Source organism: Pseudofrankia sp. DC12 (genome assembly GCF_000966285.1).
Lineage (GTDB): Bacteria > Actinomycetota > Actinomycetes > Frankiales > Frankiaceae > Pseudofrankia.
In genome coordinates this window covers 5,246,042-5,263,707 of record NZ_KQ031391.1, presented here as the reverse complement: position 1 = coordinate 5,263,707, position 17,666 = coordinate 5,246,042, and the positions used below count along the sequence as shown (strand labels likewise).

Here is a 17,666-nt window from a genome sequence, read left to right as displayed (position 1 = left end):
GCGCGCGAATGCGGCGCGCCTCCGCCGGCGGGCGCACGGCCCGGCGACGGTGAACCTGGGGCTGGCGGCGAGAGCGGTGGGCGAGCGATGAGCATGGCGGACGGGCCGAACGGGACCGAGGCGGCCAGCCTGGCAACGGCAGCCGGCACGGGCAGGTCGTTCGACGACGGGACCGTGCCGCCGGGCCAGGCGGGCGTCACCCTGCTGGACCTGCTGGACCTGGAGGAGCTCGACCAGGACCTCTACCGCACCACCGCCGTCTTCGACGAGCCGTACTCCCTGTTCGGCGGCCAGGTCGCGGCGCAGGCGCTGCTGGCGGCCGGCCGGACGGTCCCGCCCGACCGGCTGCCGCACTCGATGCACGGCTACTACCTCAGCCGCGGCAACGCCTCCCGGCCGGCGATCTTCCGGGTGGAGCGGGACCGGGACGGCCGGTCGTTCTCCGCGCGCCGGGTGGTCGCGATCCAGAGCGGACAGGTGATCTTCAACATGTCCTGCTCGTTTCACCGGCCACAGACCGGCCTCGACCGGCAGGCCGGCCCGCTGCCCGCGGCGGGGGCGCCGGCGACGCTGCCGCGGATGCAGCTCCCCCGGCTGTTCGACGTGGAATGCCGGCGCCCGGCTCAGCCGTACCCGGACGCCGACTGGGAGACCCGGTTCTGGGCCCGCGCGACCGTGCCGCTCACCGAGGACCCGCTGCTGCACGCGAGCGTGCTGACGTACCTGTCCGACGTGTCCGGCGGGCTCGCCGCCTGGCACGACGGGCGCTCCCGCTCAGGCGCGAGCCTCGACCACGCCGTCTGGTTCCACCGCCCGGCCCGGTTGGACGACTGGGTCCTGATGAACGTCACGCCGCTGTCGGCCGCCGGCGGCCGTGGCCTCTACAACGGCACCATCCACTCAGGCGACGGCCGGCTCGTCGCCACGATCGCCCAGGAGTGCCTCTTCCGCGACGCCGGCTGACCGGCGCTGGGCCGGCAACGGTTCGAGGCGCAGCTCCGGGCCGCCGACCCGGCCGAACCGCAGCGCCCGCACGTCGGTCAGGTAGCTCATCCGGGTCCGCCACGGCCCGCGGGTGCCCTGCCTGGGCAGTTCCCCCGCCGACCGCAGCACGTAGCCAGAGCTGAAGTCGAAGAAGGTCCCCTCCCCCGGCTCGGCCGGCTCGCCGGGCGGGTCGGCCGGCTCCGGGACGAAGGCGCCCAGCCCGTGGCGGTCCAGGTGGCGCAGCAGGCGGGCGAGGTGCTCGCCGACGAGGTCAACCTTCAGGGTCCAGGACGCGTTCGTGTAGCCGAAGGCGAAGACGAAGTTCGGGACGCCCTCCAGCATCAGGCCCTTGTACATCCGCCGGTCCGGGACACGGACGAGGACGCCGTCGACGGTGAGCGGGATGCCGTCGAACATCTTCAGCCGCAGCCCGGTCGCGGTGACGACGAGATCGGCGGCCAGCTCCCGGCCGGAGCGCAGCCGGATGCCCCGCTCGACGAAGGTGTCGATCTCGTCGGTGACCACGTCGACGCGTCCGCCCCGGATGGCGGCGAACAGGTCGCCGTCCGGCACGAGGCACAGCCGCTGGTCCCACGGGTCGTAGCGGGGCGTGAAGTGCCTGGCCACGTCGTAGCCCGGCGGCAGCGCCCGGGTGACTCGAGCCAGCAGCGCCCGGCGGACCAGCTCGGGGCGCCGGCGGCTCAGCCGGAACAGCAGCTGCTGGCGCACGATGTTGCGCCAACGGACCAGCCAGCCGGCCCAGCGGTCAGGCAGGACGCGACGCAACCGGGTCGTCGCCGGGTCGACCGCCGGCACCGAGACCACGTAGGTCGGCGACCGTTGCAGCATCGTGACCTGGGCGGCTCGCTCGGCGAGCGCGGGCACCAGCGTCATCGCGGTCGCGCCGCTGCCGATCACCACGACCCGGGCGCCGCTGTGGTCCAGGTCGTCGGGCCAGTGCTGCGGGTGCACCACGCGCCCGGTGAACGCGGCACGGCCGGGGAAGTCCGGCTCGTACCCGCGGTCGTAGTGGTAGTAGCCCGTCGCCGCGACGAGCACGTCGCAGGTGAGCTGGATCCGGCGCGGCCGCTCGCCGGACGGCACCGACGACGCGGCGGCCTCCGCGACGACGCCCGCCGGACCTGCCGCGTCGGGAGCGAGCTCCACGTCGACGGTCCAGCGGGCCTGCGCGCTCGACCAGCTGGCCGCGGCGACCCGGTGCCCGTAACGGATCCGCTCGTCGATGCCGTGCTCGCGGGCGGTGTCGGCCAGGTAGCGCAGGATGGCCGAGCCCTCGGCGATCAGGCGCGGTTCGGTCCACGGCCGGAACCCGTAGCCGAGGCTGCTCATGTCCGAGTCCGAGCGGACGCCCGGGTAGCGGAACAGGTCCCAGGTTCCGCCCAGCGCGCCGCGGGCCTCCAGCAGGGCGACGGCCCGGCGCGGGTGGTGGGCCTTGAGGTGGACGGCGATCCCGATGCCGGACAGGCCAGCCCCGATGATCAGTACGTCCAGATGCTCGACCGGTCGCTCTGCCATTGCCGCCCCCGTCCCCTGACCTGCGCTGTCAGGGCAAGTCAACCCGAAGGCGACGGTAGGGGACCAAGGGGCCCGTCGGGTAGCCCGCGGCGAACGCCAATCGCGACGCGGCCGTCGCGACGAGGAGGTCAGGTGGGCTCGGCGTCGATGGCGGGCCGCGGGCGCGGCTGGGAGCTGTCGCGCTGGCGCAGGAAGTCCTCGAAGCTGAGCGGGTCCGGCGGCGGCTCGCCGCTGGCCGCGGCGCGCAGCTGGTCCACCAGCGACGAGACGTACCAACGCCGGAAGGCCCAGTGCCGCGCCGGCGCCTCCAGAGTCAGCAGCCGGTCCTGCCGGGCGTACTCGTCCGCCTGGTCGAGCGCGGCCAGGTACCGCTCGCCGGCCTCCGCGGCGCTCGCGGGCAGGAACAGCTCGAGGCGGCTGGCCTCCTGCCCGGCGGCGGCGGCCTCGATCGCCTGCTCACGGATCACCCGCCTGGCCTCGGCGAACCCGGTGGTCACCTCTCTGATCAGCTCGGCCAGCCCGGGTGGCACGGCCGAGCTCTCGCCACTGGTCGCGCCCGACGCGGCCAGGGCGAACTCACGCACGATGTTGTCGACGTGGCTCTTCGCCGCGAGCAGCAGCTCCGTCGGGACATCGCCGAGGCAGACGCGATAGCGCGGCTCGGCCGCCGGTTCGAGCCAGCTGGGCGGCCGCTGCTCGACCGCCGCGGGCGGTCCTGGTAGCCCTGGTCCGGTGGCCGGCCGCACTGGCTGTGGCGCCGGCTGTGGCGCCGCCGGCTCTGACACCCCTGGCGGTGGCCCGGCTGCCGATGACATCTGCGGTTCGGAGAGGTCCAGCTCCGCCCAGACGACCTTGCCGTGACCGTTGGTCAGGGTGCCCCAGCGGGCGGCGAGGGCGGCGACCAGCGCGATCCCGCGGCCGGTCATCGTGTCGGCGCCGCCGCGGGCCCGCAGCGGTGGCACCGGGCTGGTGTCGGCCACTTCCAGGCGCAGGCAGCCGGGCTGGGTGACGACCCGCAGGTCGACCGGCGGCCTTCCGTGCAGCACCGCGTTCGTCAGGAGCTCGCCGGCCAGCAGCTTGACGTCCCCGATCAGGTCTTGCACCTGCGCCGACCTGCTCGCGAGACCGACGCCCAGCGCCCGCCTGGCCCGCGGCACCGCGTCAGGGGAGGCATCGACCCGTAACTGGACGAGGACCTCGCCGTCGGGCCGGTCGCCCCCGGCGGCTGTCTCTCCTTCGGGGACCACGCTGTGCGCGCTCGTGTTCAGGTCGGCCACTCGCATCCCCTGCTCGGCGGACGGCTGGAGAAAGCGCGCAAAACAGTTCTCCGCCGCTCTTGAGGTCCTTCAGGACTTTGCCGTGCGCTGCGGGCGTACCCGGCCAGAGCGGCGGCGAACCCCAGAGGGGCCCCCATGACAGTCAGGCCGATCCCCGGACGGCCGCGGAGGTCGGGGCAGTCATGGACGATCCCCCGGCACACCGTCCCGCTACCGGGGCTCGTCCCCCGGCGCGGGGTGCGCACGCTGCCTGGCCGCGCGCGGGAGCGGCGCGGCAGGGGCCGCTCAGAGCACCCGCTTCGCTCCGTCGGCGGTCACCAGGACCGTCGTACCGAGCGGAAGGCTGGCGCTGGACGGGCCGACGCGCAGCTCGAACGCGCCAGGCTCGCTCACCCAGCCGGCCTCGGCACCGGCCACGGCGGGCCGCCAGTGCTCGAGGACCCGGCCGGTGAGCCGGACGGGGACCGTCACGTCCTGGCCGGGTTCGGCGTCGACGGTGGCGAACCCGGCCAGCCAGAGCGCCGGGCGTTCCACCTCCGTGCTGGGCCGGCTCAGATAGGCCTGGACGACGGTCCGGCCCGGACGGGCGCCGGTGTTGCGAACGGTGACGATCGCCTGGGTGGACTCACCCGACTGGACGACGGCCGGAGCGTCGAGCGACTCGTACGACCAGGTGGTGTACCCCAGCCCATGCCCGAACGGGTAGGCGGGTGCCGGGCCGGTACGCCGGGCCCACCCGCGGTAACCGACGTGGACGCCCTCGGCGTAGTCGAGCGCCCCCTCGACGGGTGTGACCGACAGGACCGGGCAGTCCTCGGCGCGGTCTGGCCAGGTGGTCGGCAGCCGGCCGCCCGGCTCAGCCCGGCCGAGCAGCACATCGGCGAGCGCCGCGCCGAACTCCTGGCCCGGGAACCAGGACAGCAGCACGGCCGCCACCTCGTCGCGCCAGGGCAGCGCCACCGGCGCGCCCGCGTTCACGACCGCCACCGTGCGCGGGTTCACCGCGGCGACCCGGCGGACCAGTTCGTCCTGCCCGTCCGGCAGCGCCAGCCCGGCGCGGTCGACGCCCTCGCTCTCGGCCCGCTCGCTGGTCCCGACGACGACCACCACCGCGTCGGCCGACGCCGCCAGCGCGACGGCCGACTCCAGCTCCACCTCGGGCGGCGCCGACGGCTCCTCGGCGAGCAGCCCGAACGAGGCGACCGGCATCCCGGCGAGCAGCTCGTGGCGCAGCGTGACCAGCACATCCTGGCCGGCTGTCACGTCCAGGCCGTCCCACCAGACCGCGGGCCGCAGGAAGCCGGCGACGATGTCCCCGTCCGGTGGCTCCATGACACCGTCGAACAGAACGGTCTCGACGCCGTCGACCGTGACGGTCAGCGTGAATCCGCCGGTGCCGGCCAGGCCGAACGAGTGACGTCCGGTGGCCTGCGCCCGGATGAGTGCGGTCGCCTCGATCCGCGCGCAGTCCGTCAGTACCGGGTCGTCCATGAACAGCAGCCGGCCGGCCAGGCGGCGCTCGGCGCGCAGCTCCTGGCCACGCGTGCCGAGGAAGCGCAGCCGCAGCCCGGGCTGCCCGGAGACCGGGTCCCGGGCGTTGTCCGTCGTCAGCGGCGCCGGCCAGGGCTCGGCGCGCACGCCGGTCGCGGTCACCACCTCGACGTCGTCGCCAAGCGCGGCGCGCAGCCCGGCCGCCGGACCGACCAGGTGCGGCGGGAAGACGGTGGCGCTGCCACCGCCCTGGCCGCGCGGCAGCGTGGCGTTCGGCCCGATGACGGCGATCCGCCGCCGGCCGGCGGCCTGGGGCCGCCCCGGGCCGGGCGGCCCGAAATCATTCCACGGAAGCAGCGCGCCCTCGTTGCGCAGCAGCACCATGCCGGCCGCGGCGGCCTCCCGCAGCAGGGCCCGCGCCCGCGGCCCGGCCGGGTCGGCGCCCTCATCCACCGGCCGCGGGTCCACCGGCCGCGCGTCCGCCGACGGTCCGGAACCGGCGGTACGCCCGACCGCCGAGTCGTCCGGAGCGGGTCCGGGCAGGGCGCCGACCCGGGCGGCGAGGCGCAGCAGCCGGCGAACCTTGTCCTCGACGAGCTCCGCCGGGACCTCGCCGGACTCGACGGCGGCTACCAGCGCCGGCCCCCACGGGCCGAACGGGCCGGGCATCACGAGGTCGAGGCCTGACAGCGCGGCCGGGACCGCCGACCGACTCGCGAACCAGTCCGAGACGACGACGCCGTCGAAGCCCCAGAGGTCCTTCAGCGGGTCGCGCAGCAGCGGGTTCTCGGTCATCGTCACGCCGGCGACGCTGTTGTAGGCGGCCATCACCGCCCAGGCGCCGGCCTCGGTGACGAGCGACTCGAAGGGCGCGAGGTAGACCTCACGCAGCGCGCGCTCGTCCACGCGGGCGTCGACGGTGAACCGGTCGGTCTCGGACTCGTTCGCGACGTAGTGCTTCACCGTCGCGGCGACCCCGCCCTCCTGGATGCCGCGGACCAGCGCCCCGCCGGCCCGCGCGGTGAGTAGGGGGTCCTCCGAGAGGCACTCGAAATGACGGCCGCCGAGCGGGCTGCGGTGCAGGTTGACGGTCGGCCCGAGCACGACGTGCACGCCCTTCGCCCGGGCCTGCGCGGCGACGAGACGCCCGACCCGGCGCAGCAGGGCCTCGTCCCAGCTGGCCGCGAGCGCGGACGGGCAGGGCAGGCTCGCTGACGGTTCCCGCTCGTCGGCCCGCTCGCCGCGCACACCGGCCGGCCCGTCGGACAGCACCATCGCCGCCAGCCCGACCTCGGGTGCCGGGTGGGTCCGCCAGAACGTGGCCCCGGTCAGCAGCCGGACCCGGGCCGCCAGGTCCAGCCCGGCGAGCGCCTCGACGACGAGCTTCTCGGCTGTGTCCGTCACGCGCTCATCGTCCACCCGGCAGGCCCCGGCCGTCTCTCATCCAGCGGGGTGGCCGGCTGGCCCCGGCGGGGCTGGCCACCGCGTGTGGTCGGCGTCGCCGGGAGCGGGCCCAACTTCCACAATGAAATAGTAGTAAGTTCCAGTAGCTGGAGAGTTGTACCGAACCGACCCTTAGGACGTCGTGCGTACCCACCCGCGGCCACCCACCCGCGGATTCGGTGCGCGCTCGTTCCGGGCGCCGGGTACGTGACCCGGCCGGGGCGAGCGGGCGACCGCCGCGGCGAGCTACGGGCGGGCGCCGGGCTGAGCCTGCAGGGGCAGGGACGCGGGCCGGCCCTGGCCGGCGACCCCCAGCGTCGAGCGAGCCGCCTCGAGCGTCCAGCGCCAGGCCCGCAGGGCCAGGCTCTCCGGCACGGACACGTCGGCGAACCGCAGCGTCTCGCCGGGGGCGACCGGGCGCTCGACGGTCGCGCCGGCCAGCAGGCCGATCGGCACGTGGTCGGGCTCGTCGGCGATCAGCACCGCCTCGCCGCGCACCGCGAACCCGCCGATCGCGGTCTCGATCCGCTCACCCGCCGCGAGCGGGCGCTTGGCGACGGCCGCGACACCCACCCGCGGGCGCTGGCCGTTGTTGAAAGCGACCGGGTCGCCGCGCAGCAGCCGGTCGACCGTGAGCGGGACCTCCAGGTTGCAGAGGTGGAACGGCCGCTCCAGCAGCACATACGGCGAGTCGCCGAGCCGGACCTTGTAGTACCGGAGGAACTCGCCGAGCTCCTCCTCGAACGTCGCGACGACGAACACGCCAGGGCTACCCCGCTCTGGGAGCACGTAGTCGGCGATCGCAGTGCCGAGGGTGGTCGCCGCCTCGGCGAGCGGCAGGGCACCGGTCGGGACGGAGTCCGTGCGCGGCCCGAGCAGGCCGCGGCGGGCGATCGTCGCCCCCAGGCCGTTGGCGACCAGAGCCTGCTCGATCTGCAGCTTCGTGCCGTCCGTGAACGACGTGACCTGGGTCAGCGAGATCCCCTGGCGCTCGGCCCAGTAGGCCATCTCGGCCGGTTTCGGGTCGTGGTTCAGGAACCCCTTGATGTTGCCGTAGACCAGCGGGGTCAGGCCCATCTGCCTGACCTCGTGCGCGAGCAGGGCGAGGCTGCCCGGCTGGTCGCCCTGGGCCTCGACGACCACGCCGAGACTCGCCAGGTAGGAGCCGGCGGTCACCTGCAGCTCGGCGTCCATCGTGATGACCGGCAGCCTGGCCGCCAGGGCCTCGACGGCGACCTCGGTCCCGTGGACCGGGTCTCCGGTGGTGATGATGACGAGGTCCGACTGCGCGACGAGCCGGTCGGTCGAGTGGGTCAGCAGCCCGGCCCACGGCCCGTCGACCTCGTCGAGCGGGCGCCGGGTCAGGACGCTGGACACGGTCAGCCGCGGGGTCCGGCTCAGCACGTGCGCGAGGCCGCGCGCGGTGTAGCCGGTGCCGACGATCCCGACCCTCACGTCGGTCGGCAGCAGCATCGGCGCCGCCGCGGCGGCGGCGGTCGGCCACACGACGTGGGAGGCGGACCGCACGGTTCTTGTAGTCATTCAGCGCTCACTAGTCGTCAGAGTGCCGGCGCGCATGCCGCCGCCATTCGGGCTGAAGAGGACACGCCACCACCTACCGGGCATCAGTGACCTCCCTCACTTACCGTTCCCCACAGTTGGCCGTGGGCTCGTCACGCCCGCAGCTCCCGCCGTCGCACCAGCTCCGGGCCAGGTCAGGTCAGCACCACGAGTGGGCCCTCCCGTGCCCCGTGCGCGACGAACTCACCCAGGTCAGGGGCGAAGTAGCGGGCACCGGCGGCGCCCGGCGCCCGGACGGCGCGCGAGCCGTCGGGGAAGAACGTCACCGCGCCCACCCCGCCGTGCCTGGACCGGTTGATGGACCGCAGCGCGCCCCCAGGGGCGTCGACGGTGGTCGTGCCGGCGGCGTCCGGCCAGCCCGCCGCGCGCAGCACCCGGTGGCTCGCGCCGAGCAGCGCCGGGGTGGTCAGCGCGGCGGCGTCATCGAGGCTCTGCTTGCCCCAGTGGGCGAGGAACGCGCCGTCGCCGACGTTCCACATCCCGTGGGCGCCGTAGCAGTAGGCCGCAGCGCCGGACAGCATCGACACCCAGTACGCGAAAAGCTGGTCGTCGGTGCCGAAGTCGTCGAGGATTCCCTCGTACCAGGGCTCCAGGTTGACGAATGGCCGGCCCGGGAACCGCTCGGCGACCCGCGCGGGCCACTCCCACAGCAGCCGCCGGCTGGCCTGGTCGTGCCCGGTCTGCACGGTCACGGCGGCAAGCAGGTCGTCACGGTCGAGGGCGTCGGCGCTGGTCTCACCCGAGACGACATGCGCGAGCAGCGGCCGGCCGGTCGCCGCGGCGAGGCCGGCCAGGACGGTGTCCCAGCCCGTGCGGCGGGCCCCAAGGGCGCTGGCGTGCCGGTTACGGACGTAGGAGCGCCGAAGCCGGCGCAGCACGGCGCGAGCCGCCGGGGACCCGCGGCTGGTCAGCACCCGGCTGGACAGCTGGCTCCTGACGGCGGCGGGAATCAGGTCGTCGGTCGTCCGGTCCGGGAGAAGCATGGACTCGGCGCCGATCCACAGATTGGTCTCGCCGCTCACGCAGTAGACGACGTCCAGGTCGTCAAGCCGTTCGACGAGGCTGTCCCACCAGCGCCGCGCGCCGGACACCCCGAGCCACGCGAGCTGGTGGCCCCAGCAGCCGTAGACGACGGCCGTGAGCCCGGCGGCGTTGAGAGTCTGGATCTTCTCCCTGGCCCGGTCGAGATAGCCGGGGTTGGGCCGGCCGTCCAGGAACCAGGCCGGGCCGGCCGCGCTCCAGGCGTTGCGGTTGCCGGGGCCGACCTCGGGCGGTATGCCCACGACGAGCTGCACGGCGGTGAAGCCCTGGCCGGCGCGGAGCCGGGCCAGCTCGGCGAACCGGTCGTCGGAGAGCCGTCCGGTGAGCGCGAACCACCATGTGTCAGCCAGGAAGCATGGGAGGCCCCAGCGGGACGCGTCCGGCACTCCTGACGACGGCATGGACCTCAAGGCACTCCAGAAACCAGTCACTCGCGTCGCACGAGGCGCGGACCGTGGTCGACGAGCGAGGCCAGACGGATCACCACGGCCGGGACATAAGGCAACGATCGTGGGCAGCCCGAACTGTACCCGGGCAGCCTGAGACCCCGGCAGCACGTGTCTGTTGACAGACAGCGAAACCGCGTGCTAAAGCCGGCCAGGGCACCTGTCGACGCGGTCCGGCGCGGCCATCCGGCGCACGGCCGGCAGAGGCCGGCTCCCGCAGGCGGCCAGGCCGTGACCGGCTGCGGCCGTTCCGGGCCGGCGCCCCCGGCGAGGCTGCCCTTCAAGAGGTGGCCGGCGTCCCAGCCGAGCCCGGGACACCGGGCACGGCCATGGGGCCCAGCACGTCTTGGACCGCCGCGCGCAGCTCCGTCCGCAGCTCGTCGATCGGGACGTCCTCGAACATCTCGCTGGACATCGCCATCCCCGGGGCCACCGCGCCGAAGGCGAACGACAGCCGCAGCCGCGGCACCCGCGGCACCCGTGCGTCGCTCAGCAGTGCGCGGAACCGCTCCTCGATGTCCAGGTTCTCGTCGTCGTGGCTGTGCGCGATCCGCTCGAGCGAGCCGTGGTTGCGCATGTGCAGGAGGAACAGCTTCCGGTTCTCGAACAGCTGGTCGATGAAGTCGTCCAGCATGCCCACCCAGTCGCTCGGGGCGACCCGGTCCCAGCCGATCTGCTCGATGGTGGCCCGCCCCAGCTCGTGCAGCCGCAGGTGCAGCGCCAGCAGGATGTCGTCCTTGCTGGCGAAGTGGTAGTAGAGGGCCGCCTTCGAGAAGCCCGTCCGCTCGGCGTTCTCACGCAGCGAGGCGGCGGTCCTCTGGTCGGTGGCGATCCTCGCGGTCTTCGCCCCGCTCGCCGTCAGCCTCTACCGCCGCCGGGCCACGGACTGACGCGGGCTAGGGCACAGCCGCAGGCAGCGCGCGTTCCGCACTAGTAGCTTGCCTTCGACGGAACGGGCCGACGGCCAACCCGGCGCCCGTTCCCGCGTTCCCCACCCGCCTCACCGCACAGGGACGGACCATGAGCGAGATCCGTTACGAGGTCAGCGACGGTGTGGCCGTCGTGACGCTGGACGCGCCCGCCCGGCGCAACGCCCTCACGCTGGCGATGGCGGCGGAGCTGGTCGCGGCCCTCGACGAGGCGGACGCGGACCGAGGGGTCGGCGCGGTCGTCATCGGCGGCGGCACGTCGTTCTGCGCCGGCGCGGACCGCGCGGTGCTCGGCGCGGCCGGAACGGATCCCGCCGCGGACGTCCACTTCACGGCCATCGAGGCGATCTACCAGGCCTTCCTGCGGGTCGGCCAGGTGAAGACGCCGACCATCGCGGCGATCCGCGGCGCGGCCGTCGGCGCCGGGATGAACCTGGCGCTCGCCCCCGACCTGCGGGTCGTCGCCCACGACGCCCGGCTGATCTCCGGGTTCCTGCGGATCGGGCTGCACCCCGGCGGCGGCCACTTCGCGTTGCTCGACCGCGCGGCCGGCCGGGAGACCGCGGCCGCCATGGGCCTGTTCGACGCGCAGCTGTCCGGGACGCGCGCGGTCGAGCTCGGCCTGGCGTGGACCGCCGTCGAGGACGCCGACGTCGACGCGACCGCCTTCGAGCTGGCCGCCCGCGCCGCCGCCGACCCGGACCTCTCCCGGCGGGCCGTCGCCTCGTTCCGCCGCGAGACCGGCAATCCAGGCGTCACCTGGGACGTCGGCGTCGAAGTCGAACGCTCCCCCCAGATGTGGTCCATGCGCCGCAAAGCCGAGCCACAGACGGCTCACCTGGCTTGAGGGGGTAGCCCGGCCGGGCACCACCCCTGGTGGCGGACGGCTGGACGGCTGGGTTTGCGGCCGGGCGTGGAGGGTGAGCCTTGGGGGATGACGGAACCGCGCCGGGCCGCGCCGCCGGGGTGGCTGGCGGGTGAGGACGGGCACCGGCTGCTGACCGGCTACCTCAACCATCAGCTCGTCGACGCGGCGGCGGCGCTGCGGCTGGCACGACGGATGGCCGAGGCGCACCGAGACTCGGCCATGGGCGTGGCTCTCACCGGGATCGGCATCGAGCTCGCGCAGGACCAGGCGTCGGTGCGCGCCCTGATGGAACGGCTCGGTATCGCGGCCAGCTACTACCAGGCGGCCGTGGGCCTGCTCGTCGACGCCGCGTCCCGGTGCACGCCCACCGGTCAGCGGATCGCCCGTTCGCCGCTGCGCCCGGCGCTCGAGCTGGAGACGCTGCGACTCTCGGTCGAGCGCAGGTGGACGGCCTGGACGACGCTGCGGGCGCTCGCCGAGCAGGACTACCGCCTCGACCCGGGCCGCCTCGATGCCCTGGTCCACCGCGCCCGCAGGCAGGCCGACTCGCTCGACGAGCTCCGGCTCGACGTCGCCCGCGCCGCCCTCTATCCCCGAACCAGCGCCGACGCCACCGGCAGCTAGCACGGCCGCCAAGGCCGGCGAGCTGACTTGATCGTTGCTTTGGCCCTCCGATGGCTGCGAAGCGGCTGTGGACACGACCCCGGGAAGGTCGAGACGGCGATCAATCTCGGCGCAGACAACCGCAGCTCGGCCAAGGCAACCGGCCGAGCGAGGCCAACCCAGCCGGAGCGGCACCAGCCCGGCGGCCGACCGCAAGCCGCGGCGCTGGCCGGCAGGCAGAACGGCGCGGGCAGCGCGGGCAGCGCAGAAACTCACTGGCTGGCCCGCTACGGCCGGGCCAGACTGTCGGGCCATGAGTGGATCATCTGTCGCCGGATTCGCCGTGGCTGTGACGCTGCTGGCCATGGTCCCGGGGCCGGCGACGGCACTCGTCGTTCGGCGCAGCATCCTGCACGGGCCACGGGCCGCCGCGCCGCTCATCGCGGGCATCGAGATCGGTCTGTACTGCTGGGCCCTCGCGGCGGCGTTCGGGGCGGCCGCGCTGGTCACGGCGAGCGTCACCGCCTTCGTGCTGCTCAAGGTCGTCGGCGCGGCGGTCCTCGTCGTCCTCGGGATCCGGGCCTGGCGGTCGGCGCGGGACCTCCCCGGCCTGGACGACGGAGCGGATGGCCGGGCCGGAGCGACGCCGGGTGGCTGGCGGGCCGTGGGCACCGGAGCCGTCACCAACCTGGCGAACCCGAAGGCGGCGACGTTCGCGTTCGCGTTCTACCCGCAGTTCGTGCCGGCGGGCACGGACGTCGTGCGCACCACCCTGCTGCTGGCGCTCGGCCAGGTCGTCATCGACGCGTGCTGGTACCTCGCCGTAGCGCTGCTCGTGGGCCAGGCGCGGGCCTTCTTCGCACGCGGGCGGATCCGCGCCTGGATGGAACGCGCGACCGGCACCGTGCTGATCGGGCTCGGCATCCGGGTAGCGGCGGCCCAGCACCGCTAGCCCGGATCCGCGGTGGCGCTCGGCCGTGTCGGTGTCGGCCAAGGCGCATACCAGCACAGGCCCGGACCAGCTCGGGGACCCAGGTCGGATCAGGCTTTACCAGATCAGATCCGCGGTGACGCACGGCCGCTCTGGGCCAGGCCCAGCGCCGGCACAGGACCTCGCCAGATCAGGCCGTACCGGCTCAGGGCCGTACCGGCTCAGGGCCGCGTGGACTCGCCCGGCGATGGTCCTCGACGGCGTCGACGAGGCCCCAGCGCAACGCCGTCGGCGCGTCGAGAAAGGTACGGGTCAGCACGAGCCAGGCGGTGCGGCGCCGGCCGATCCGGCGGGTCACGCTCACCGTGCCGCCCGCGCCCGGAACCAGACCGAGCGCCAGCTCGGGCAGCTGGATGGCGACGTCCGGCGCCGCGACGACCCGGTCGGCGAACGCCGGGATCTCGATGCCGGCCCCGACGCAGGCGCCGTGGAGGTACGCGACGACCCGGCGCGGGCAGCGGACGATCTCCGCGCCGGCGCTCACGCCGGTCCGGACCAGGTGCGCGCGGGCCAGGTCGCCCGCGGTGCCGAACTGGCTGAGGTCACCGCCGGCGCCGAAAGACGGCCCGGTCGCCGTCAGCACGACCTCGGTCAGCGTCGCGTCGGCGGAGGCAGCGCGCAGCGCCGCGACGAGCGCGTCGCGGGTGAACGTGTCGAAGGCGTTGCGCGCCTCGGGGCGGTTGAACGTCAGGACAAGCCGGTCGCCGTCGCGCCGGCGCAGCAGCGGCCGGTCCGCGTCCCGGTGGCGGCGCGGACCGCGGGCGGCCAGCCAGCCGGCGAAGTCCCCGCCGGCCAGCAGCGTCGAGTAGGCCAGCGACTCGGCCACCAGCCCGTCCAACGGTTCGAGCCGGGGCACCATCCGCAGCAGGCCCACCAGGGCGACCGCGGCCGCTGGATGGTCGGTGACGGCCCGCTCGAGCGCGGCCACGGCCGTGGGCACGTCATCGCCAGGCTGGAGCACCTCGGGAAGCAGCACGTCCAGCGCCTCCGCCGCGACGCCGGCGCCGGGACGACCCGGTTCGCCCGGACCACCGAGCACACCGGCCGGACCGGCGCCGCCGCCGGGGCCGACCCCGACGAGCACCAGCGGCGGGCGGCGGGCGGCGAGCGCCGTCAGGTCCGCCGGGGCGGCGTCAGCGAGGTCGACGCACAGGATCGGCGCGGGGAAGAGGTCGGCGAGGTCCGCCGGCTGGAGCGACCTGACCAGGTCGAGCGCGGCCGCCGCCGGCAGCGGGTGGGCACCCAAGGTCGCGGTCACGGCTCTACCGTAGGCCTGCACGGTTCGGCGGGCCGACGACCGGCTCGCCCTTGGCCGTCCGCGGGCCACCAGTCGTCTGGCGGCCAGGTCTGTCACGCCGGCCCGGGCGTGGCTCGGTAGCGGCTCATGAGCAGGGGTGAATCATGGCGGGGGCCCGGCTGGACGCGGTGCTGACCGACTGGGCCGCCGATCTGCGGGCCGGCCGGATCGGCGCCGCCGGACGGGCTGGCGGTACCGAGCCCGGCTGGGCGGCCAGCGGCGCGATGGCGCTGACGGGGCAGCCCGACGGCCCGCCGCTCGGGCTCACCGTGCCGTTCGTCGCCCGGCTGGACGCGGCGCTGACGGTGCTGCGGACGCTGGCCGCCGACCTGGGCAGCCCGTTCCCGCCGGCCGGCGCCGTCCCGTCGAGCGCCGGCCCGCTGCTGGGCGAGCGGGCCGCCGCCCTCGGGCTGACCCGCGGCGGGATCCGCTCCGCCGGCCGTGCGGCGCGGCTGGTCCGGGCCGCCGACGGCTGGCTGGCGGTGAACCTGGCCCGTCCCGACGACGTCGATCTGCTGCCTGCCTGGCTGGAGGCGGAGGTGGAGCCAACCGCCGCTGACCGGGCCGACGACGTCCGCCCGGTGGCGGAGCGGACCGCGCCGCCGACAACCGCCCGGCCCTGGACGAACCTGGCCGCCCTCGTCGCCACCCGCCAGGCGGCGCCGCTGCTGGAACGGGCCGAGCTGCTCGGGCTCGCGGTCTCGCTCGCCGTCGACCCGGCCGCGGCGGCAGCCGACGACCAGGCGAAGGCCCGCGGCCAACGGTTCCCGTTCGCGCCGTTCCTCGTCGACGGCCTGCCTCCTGAAGCCGCCGCAGGGACCGCGGCGCGCCAGCCGGTCCGGCGTGACGGCGGCTTCACCGTCGTGGACCTCTCGTCGCTGTGGGCCGGACCGTTGTGTGCGCACCTGCTGGGGCTCGCCGGTGGCCAGGTCGTCAAGGTCGAGGGAGCGGGCCGGCTCGACGGAGCCCGGGAGGGGCCGCGCGACTTCTACGACCTGCTGCACGCCGGACACGCCAGCGTGACCGTGGAGCTGCGGACGCCGGCCGGCCGGGCGGCGCTGGTCCGCCTGATCGAGCAGGCGGACGTCGTGCTGGAGGCCTCCCGGCCCCGGGCGTTCGAGGCGCTCGGCATCCACCCGGCCGCCATGATCGCCCGTAACCCCACGCTGACCTGGGTCAGCATCACCGGCTACGGCCGGACTGGGCCGTGGCGGCAGCGGCCGGCCTTCGGTGACGACGCGGCGGTCGCGGCCGGCGGGGTCGCCGTCGACGCGGCCGGCGGCCCGGTCTTCCTCGGCGACGCGATCGCCGACCCGGTGACCGGCGTGCTCGCCGCGGCGGGCGCGCTCGCCAGCGTCGCCGCCGGCGGTGGCCACCACCTGGACGTCGCGCTGCGCGAGGCGGTCGGGTCCCTGCTCGCCGACCGGCCGACGCTGCCCGACCACGACCCGGCCGCGAGCGGGCCGGTCCGGGTCGCGCCGCCGCGCCTGCGCGCGCCGCGGGGACGGGCGGCCGCCGCGGGCCAGGACAATGCCCGGCTGATGCCCGGCCCACTCACGGGAGCGGGGCCTTCCAACGCCGTCGCCACGGGGCAGCCGTGACGACGGGCGCCGGCCGCGGGCCAAGGCGGCCAACATGCTGATCGTCAACGCGGAGATCGACGGTGTGGCCGGCCGGGCCGTGCGGGTCGAGAACGGCGGGGTCGTCGCGGTCGGTGCCGGGGCGGGTGACGTCCCTCGGCCGCGCCCGGGAGAGGACGTCGTCGACGCCCGCGGCGGGATGCTGCTGCCTGGCCTGCACGACCACCACGTGCACCTGCTGGCGCTCGCGGCACTCGCCTCGTCGGTGCCGGCCGGCCCCCCGGCCGTGCGGACCGCGGCCGAGCTCGCCACCACCTTGCGGGCCGCGGCGCGTCCGGGCGGCTGGGTGCGGGCCGTCGGCTACCACGAGTCCGTGGCGGGCGACCTCGACCGGGCGGCGCTCGACGCGATGGTCGGCGACGTCCCGGTGCGCGTGCAGCACCGGTCCGGGGCCATGTGGATCGTCAACTCGCCCGCGCTCGCGGCGCTGCGCGCGGCCGGTGACCGGGACAGCGGGGGCGGTGCGCTGCCCGCGGACGGGAGGCTGTTCCGGTCGGACGAGCGGCTCGGCCGGCTGTTGGGCCTCGTCGGCGCCGGTGGCGCCGTGGAGCTGGCCGAGCTGGCCTCCGTCGGCGCCCGGCTGGCCGGCTACGGCGTCACCGGGCTCACCGACGCGACGGCGACCACCGGCCCCGCACAGGTCACGACCCTGCGCGGGGCGGTCGAGGCCGGCGCTCTCCCACAGCGCCTGCTGCTGACAGGGCCGCCCGGCCTCGATCTCGCCGGCGCCGTCCCGGCCCGGCTGCTGCTGGGACCTGTGAAGATCGTGCTGGATGATGGGCAGCCGGTCGACCTCGACGAGCTGGCGCAGACCGTGCGGGCGGCGCGGGGGCACGACCGGCGGGTCGCGGTGCACTGTGTGACCCGGCTCCAGCTGGCGCTCGCCCTCGCCGGGTTCGACGCGGCCGGTGGGGCACTGCCCGGGGACCGGATCGAGCACGCCGCCGTGCTGTCGCCCGACCTGCTCGACGCGGTCGCCGCGGCCGGGCTCACCGTCGTCACCCAGCCGCACTTCCTGGCCGAACGCGGTGACGCCTACCTCGCCGACGTCGACCCGGACGACGTGCCCTGGCTCTACCGGTGCGCCGGCCCGATCGCCGCCGGCGTTCCCCTCGCCGCAGGCACCGACGCCCCGTTCGGCGGGGACGACCCGTGGGCGTCGATGCGCGCGGCGGTCCACCGCCAGGCCCCGTCCGGCCGGGTGCTCGGCCCGGCCGAACGGCTCACCGCGGCCCGGGCCCTCGACCTCTACCTCGGTGACCCCGCCGATCCCGGTGGAGCACCGCGCCGCATCGTCGCGGGCGCCCCGGCCGACCTGTGCCTGCTGGCCGAGCCCCGCCACGCCGTCCTCGCGGGCCTCGACCCCGGGCCCGCCGTGCTGACGATGGTCGCCGGCGCGGTCGTGCACCACGGCCGGTGAGGCTCGCGACCGAGCGCCCGGCCTGACCGGCTCGCGCCGGCCGACGGGTCGAGTCCCGGCCGGGCGCGGCGGGCGACACCGCAGGTCAGACACAGGGCGACGGTCAGAGCAGGAGCATT

The 17,666-nt window shown here is 75.4% G+C and carries 13 protein-coding genes; 6 read left to right on the top strand and 7 right to left on the bottom strand.

Translation table 11 applies throughout. The features are described 5' to 3' along the window. Positions 1-87 precede the first annotated feature (87 nt). Positions 88-963, top strand: coding sequence for an acyl-CoA thioesterase (locus FRADC12_RS21155; protein ID WP_502685275.1), 876 nt, complete (start codon positions 88-90; stop codon positions 961-963). Here FRADC12_RS21155 and FRADC12_RS21150 read toward each other — a convergent pair. The 6 genes from FRADC12_RS21150 to FRADC12_RS33335 form a co-directional block, all read right to left on the bottom strand. After that, positions 901-2,520: a flavin-containing monooxygenase gene (locus FRADC12_RS21150; protein WP_045877951.1), complete on the bottom strand. Its 1,620-nt coding sequence runs from the start codon at positions 2,518-2,520 to the stop codon at positions 901-903. The genes FRADC12_RS21155 and FRADC12_RS21150 overlap by 63 nt on opposite strands. A gap of 128 nt (positions 2,521-2,648) precedes the next feature. Continuing rightward, complete coding sequence (locus tag FRADC12_RS21145; protein ID WP_052711060.1) at positions 2,649-3,803, bottom strand: ATP-binding protein; 1,155 nt, start codon at positions 3,801-3,803, stop codon at positions 2,649-2,651. 279 nt (positions 3,804-4,082) lie between these two features. After that, a complete protein-coding gene (locus FRADC12_RS21140) occupies positions 4,083-6,692 on the bottom strand; it encodes a beta-glucosidase (RefSeq protein WP_045879965.1) in 2,610 nt (869 codons plus the stop codon). A gap of 285 nt (positions 6,693-6,977) precedes the next feature. Then, a complete protein-coding gene (locus tag FRADC12_RS21135; RefSeq protein ID WP_052711059.1) occupies positions 6,978-8,273 on the bottom strand; it encodes an SAF domain-containing protein in 1,296 nt (431 codons plus the stop codon). A 173-nt stretch (positions 8,274-8,446) separates the two neighbouring features. Continuing rightward, positions 8,447-9,754 (bottom strand): apiosidase-like domain-containing protein, encoded by a 1,308-nt coding sequence (locus FRADC12_RS21130; RefSeq protein ID WP_045877950.1) that lies wholly within the window; start codon positions 9,752-9,754, stop codon positions 8,447-8,449. A gap of 325 nt (positions 9,755-10,079) precedes the next feature. Then, entirely contained in the window at positions 10,080-10,439 is a 360-nt protein-coding gene (locus tag FRADC12_RS33335) for a hypothetical protein (protein WP_232303937.1), read from the bottom strand. A 380-nt stretch (positions 10,440-10,819) separates the two neighbouring features. Here FRADC12_RS33335 and FRADC12_RS21120 point away from each other — a divergent pair, with 380 nt between their 5' ends. From FRADC12_RS21120 to FRADC12_RS21110, 3 genes are all read left to right on the top strand, one after another. Next, positions 10,820-11,575, top strand: a complete 756-nt coding sequence (locus FRADC12_RS21120; protein WP_045877948.1) for an enoyl-CoA hydratase-related protein — start codon at positions 10,820-10,822, stop codon at positions 11,573-11,575. 87 nt (positions 11,576-11,662) lie between these two features. Further along, a complete protein-coding gene (locus FRADC12_RS21115) occupies positions 11,663-12,220 on the top strand; it encodes a hypothetical protein (protein ID WP_045877947.1) in 558 nt (185 codons plus the stop codon). A gap of 292 nt (positions 12,221-12,512) precedes the next feature. Next, positions 12,513-13,151, top strand: a complete 639-nt coding sequence (locus FRADC12_RS21110) for a LysE family translocator (protein WP_045877946.1) — start codon at positions 12,513-12,515, stop codon at positions 13,149-13,151. Between the two features lie 184 nt (positions 13,152-13,335). Here the strand turns inward: FRADC12_RS21110 and FRADC12_RS21105 are convergent, their stop codons facing one another. After that, a complete protein-coding gene (locus FRADC12_RS21105) occupies positions 13,336-14,448 on the bottom strand; it encodes an enoyl-CoA hydratase/isomerase family protein (RefSeq protein ID WP_052711058.1) in 1,113 nt (370 codons plus the stop codon). 143 nt (positions 14,449-14,591) lie between these two features. Between FRADC12_RS21105 and FRADC12_RS21100 the strand changes: the two genes are divergently transcribed. Then, positions 14,592-16,088 carry a CoA transferase gene (locus FRADC12_RS21100; protein WP_052711057.1) on the top strand — a complete coding sequence of 499 codons (1,497 nt, stop codon included), beginning with the start codon at positions 14,592-14,594 and terminating at the stop codon, positions 16,086-16,088. A gap of 34 nt (positions 16,089-16,122) precedes the next feature. Next, a complete protein-coding gene (locus FRADC12_RS21095; protein WP_045877945.1) occupies positions 16,123-17,547 on the top strand; it encodes an amidohydrolase family protein in 1,425 nt (474 codons plus the stop codon). The last annotated feature ends 119 nt before the right edge of the window (positions 17,548-17,666 follow it).

Excerpts from the sequence above, each read along its gene's own strand:
- FRADC12_RS21110 (WP_045877946.1), top strand. The coding sequence starts at position 12,513 with ATGAGTGGATCATCTGTCGCCGGATTCGCCGTGGCTGTGACGCTGCTG.
- FRADC12_RS21115 (WP_045877947.1), top strand. The coding sequence starts at position 11,663 with ATGACGGAACCGCGCCGGGCCGCGCCGCCGGGGTGGCTGGCGGGTGAG.
- FRADC12_RS21145 (WP_052711060.1), bottom strand. The coding sequence starts at position 3,803 with ATGCGAGTGGCCGACCTGAACACGAGCGCGCACAGCGTGGTCCCCGAA.
- FRADC12_RS21155 (WP_502685275.1), top strand. The coding sequence starts at position 88 with ATGAGCATGGCGGACGGGCCGAACGGGACCGAGGCGGCCAGCCTGGCA.
- FRADC12_RS21150 (WP_045877951.1), bottom strand. The coding sequence starts at position 2,520 with ATGGCAGAGCGACCGGTCGAGCATCTGGACGTACTGATCATCGGGGCT.
- FRADC12_RS21135 (WP_052711059.1), bottom strand. The coding sequence starts at position 8,273 with ATGACTACAAGAACCGTGCGGTCCGCCTCCCACGTCGTGTGGCCGACC.
- FRADC12_RS21100 (WP_052711057.1), top strand. The coding sequence starts at position 14,592 with ATGGCGGGGGCCCGGCTGGACGCGGTGCTGACCGACTGGGCCGCCGAT.
- FRADC12_RS21095 (WP_045877945.1), top strand. The coding sequence starts at position 16,123 with ATGCTGATCGTCAACGCGGAGATCGACGGTGTGGCCGGCCGGGCCGTG.
- FRADC12_RS21130 (WP_045877950.1), bottom strand. The coding sequence starts at position 9,754 with ATGCCGTCGTCAGGAGTGCCGGACGCGTCCCGCTGGGGCCTCCCATGC.
- FRADC12_RS21120 (WP_045877948.1), top strand. The coding sequence starts at position 10,820 with ATGAGCGAGATCCGTTACGAGGTCAGCGACGGTGTGGCCGTCGTGACG.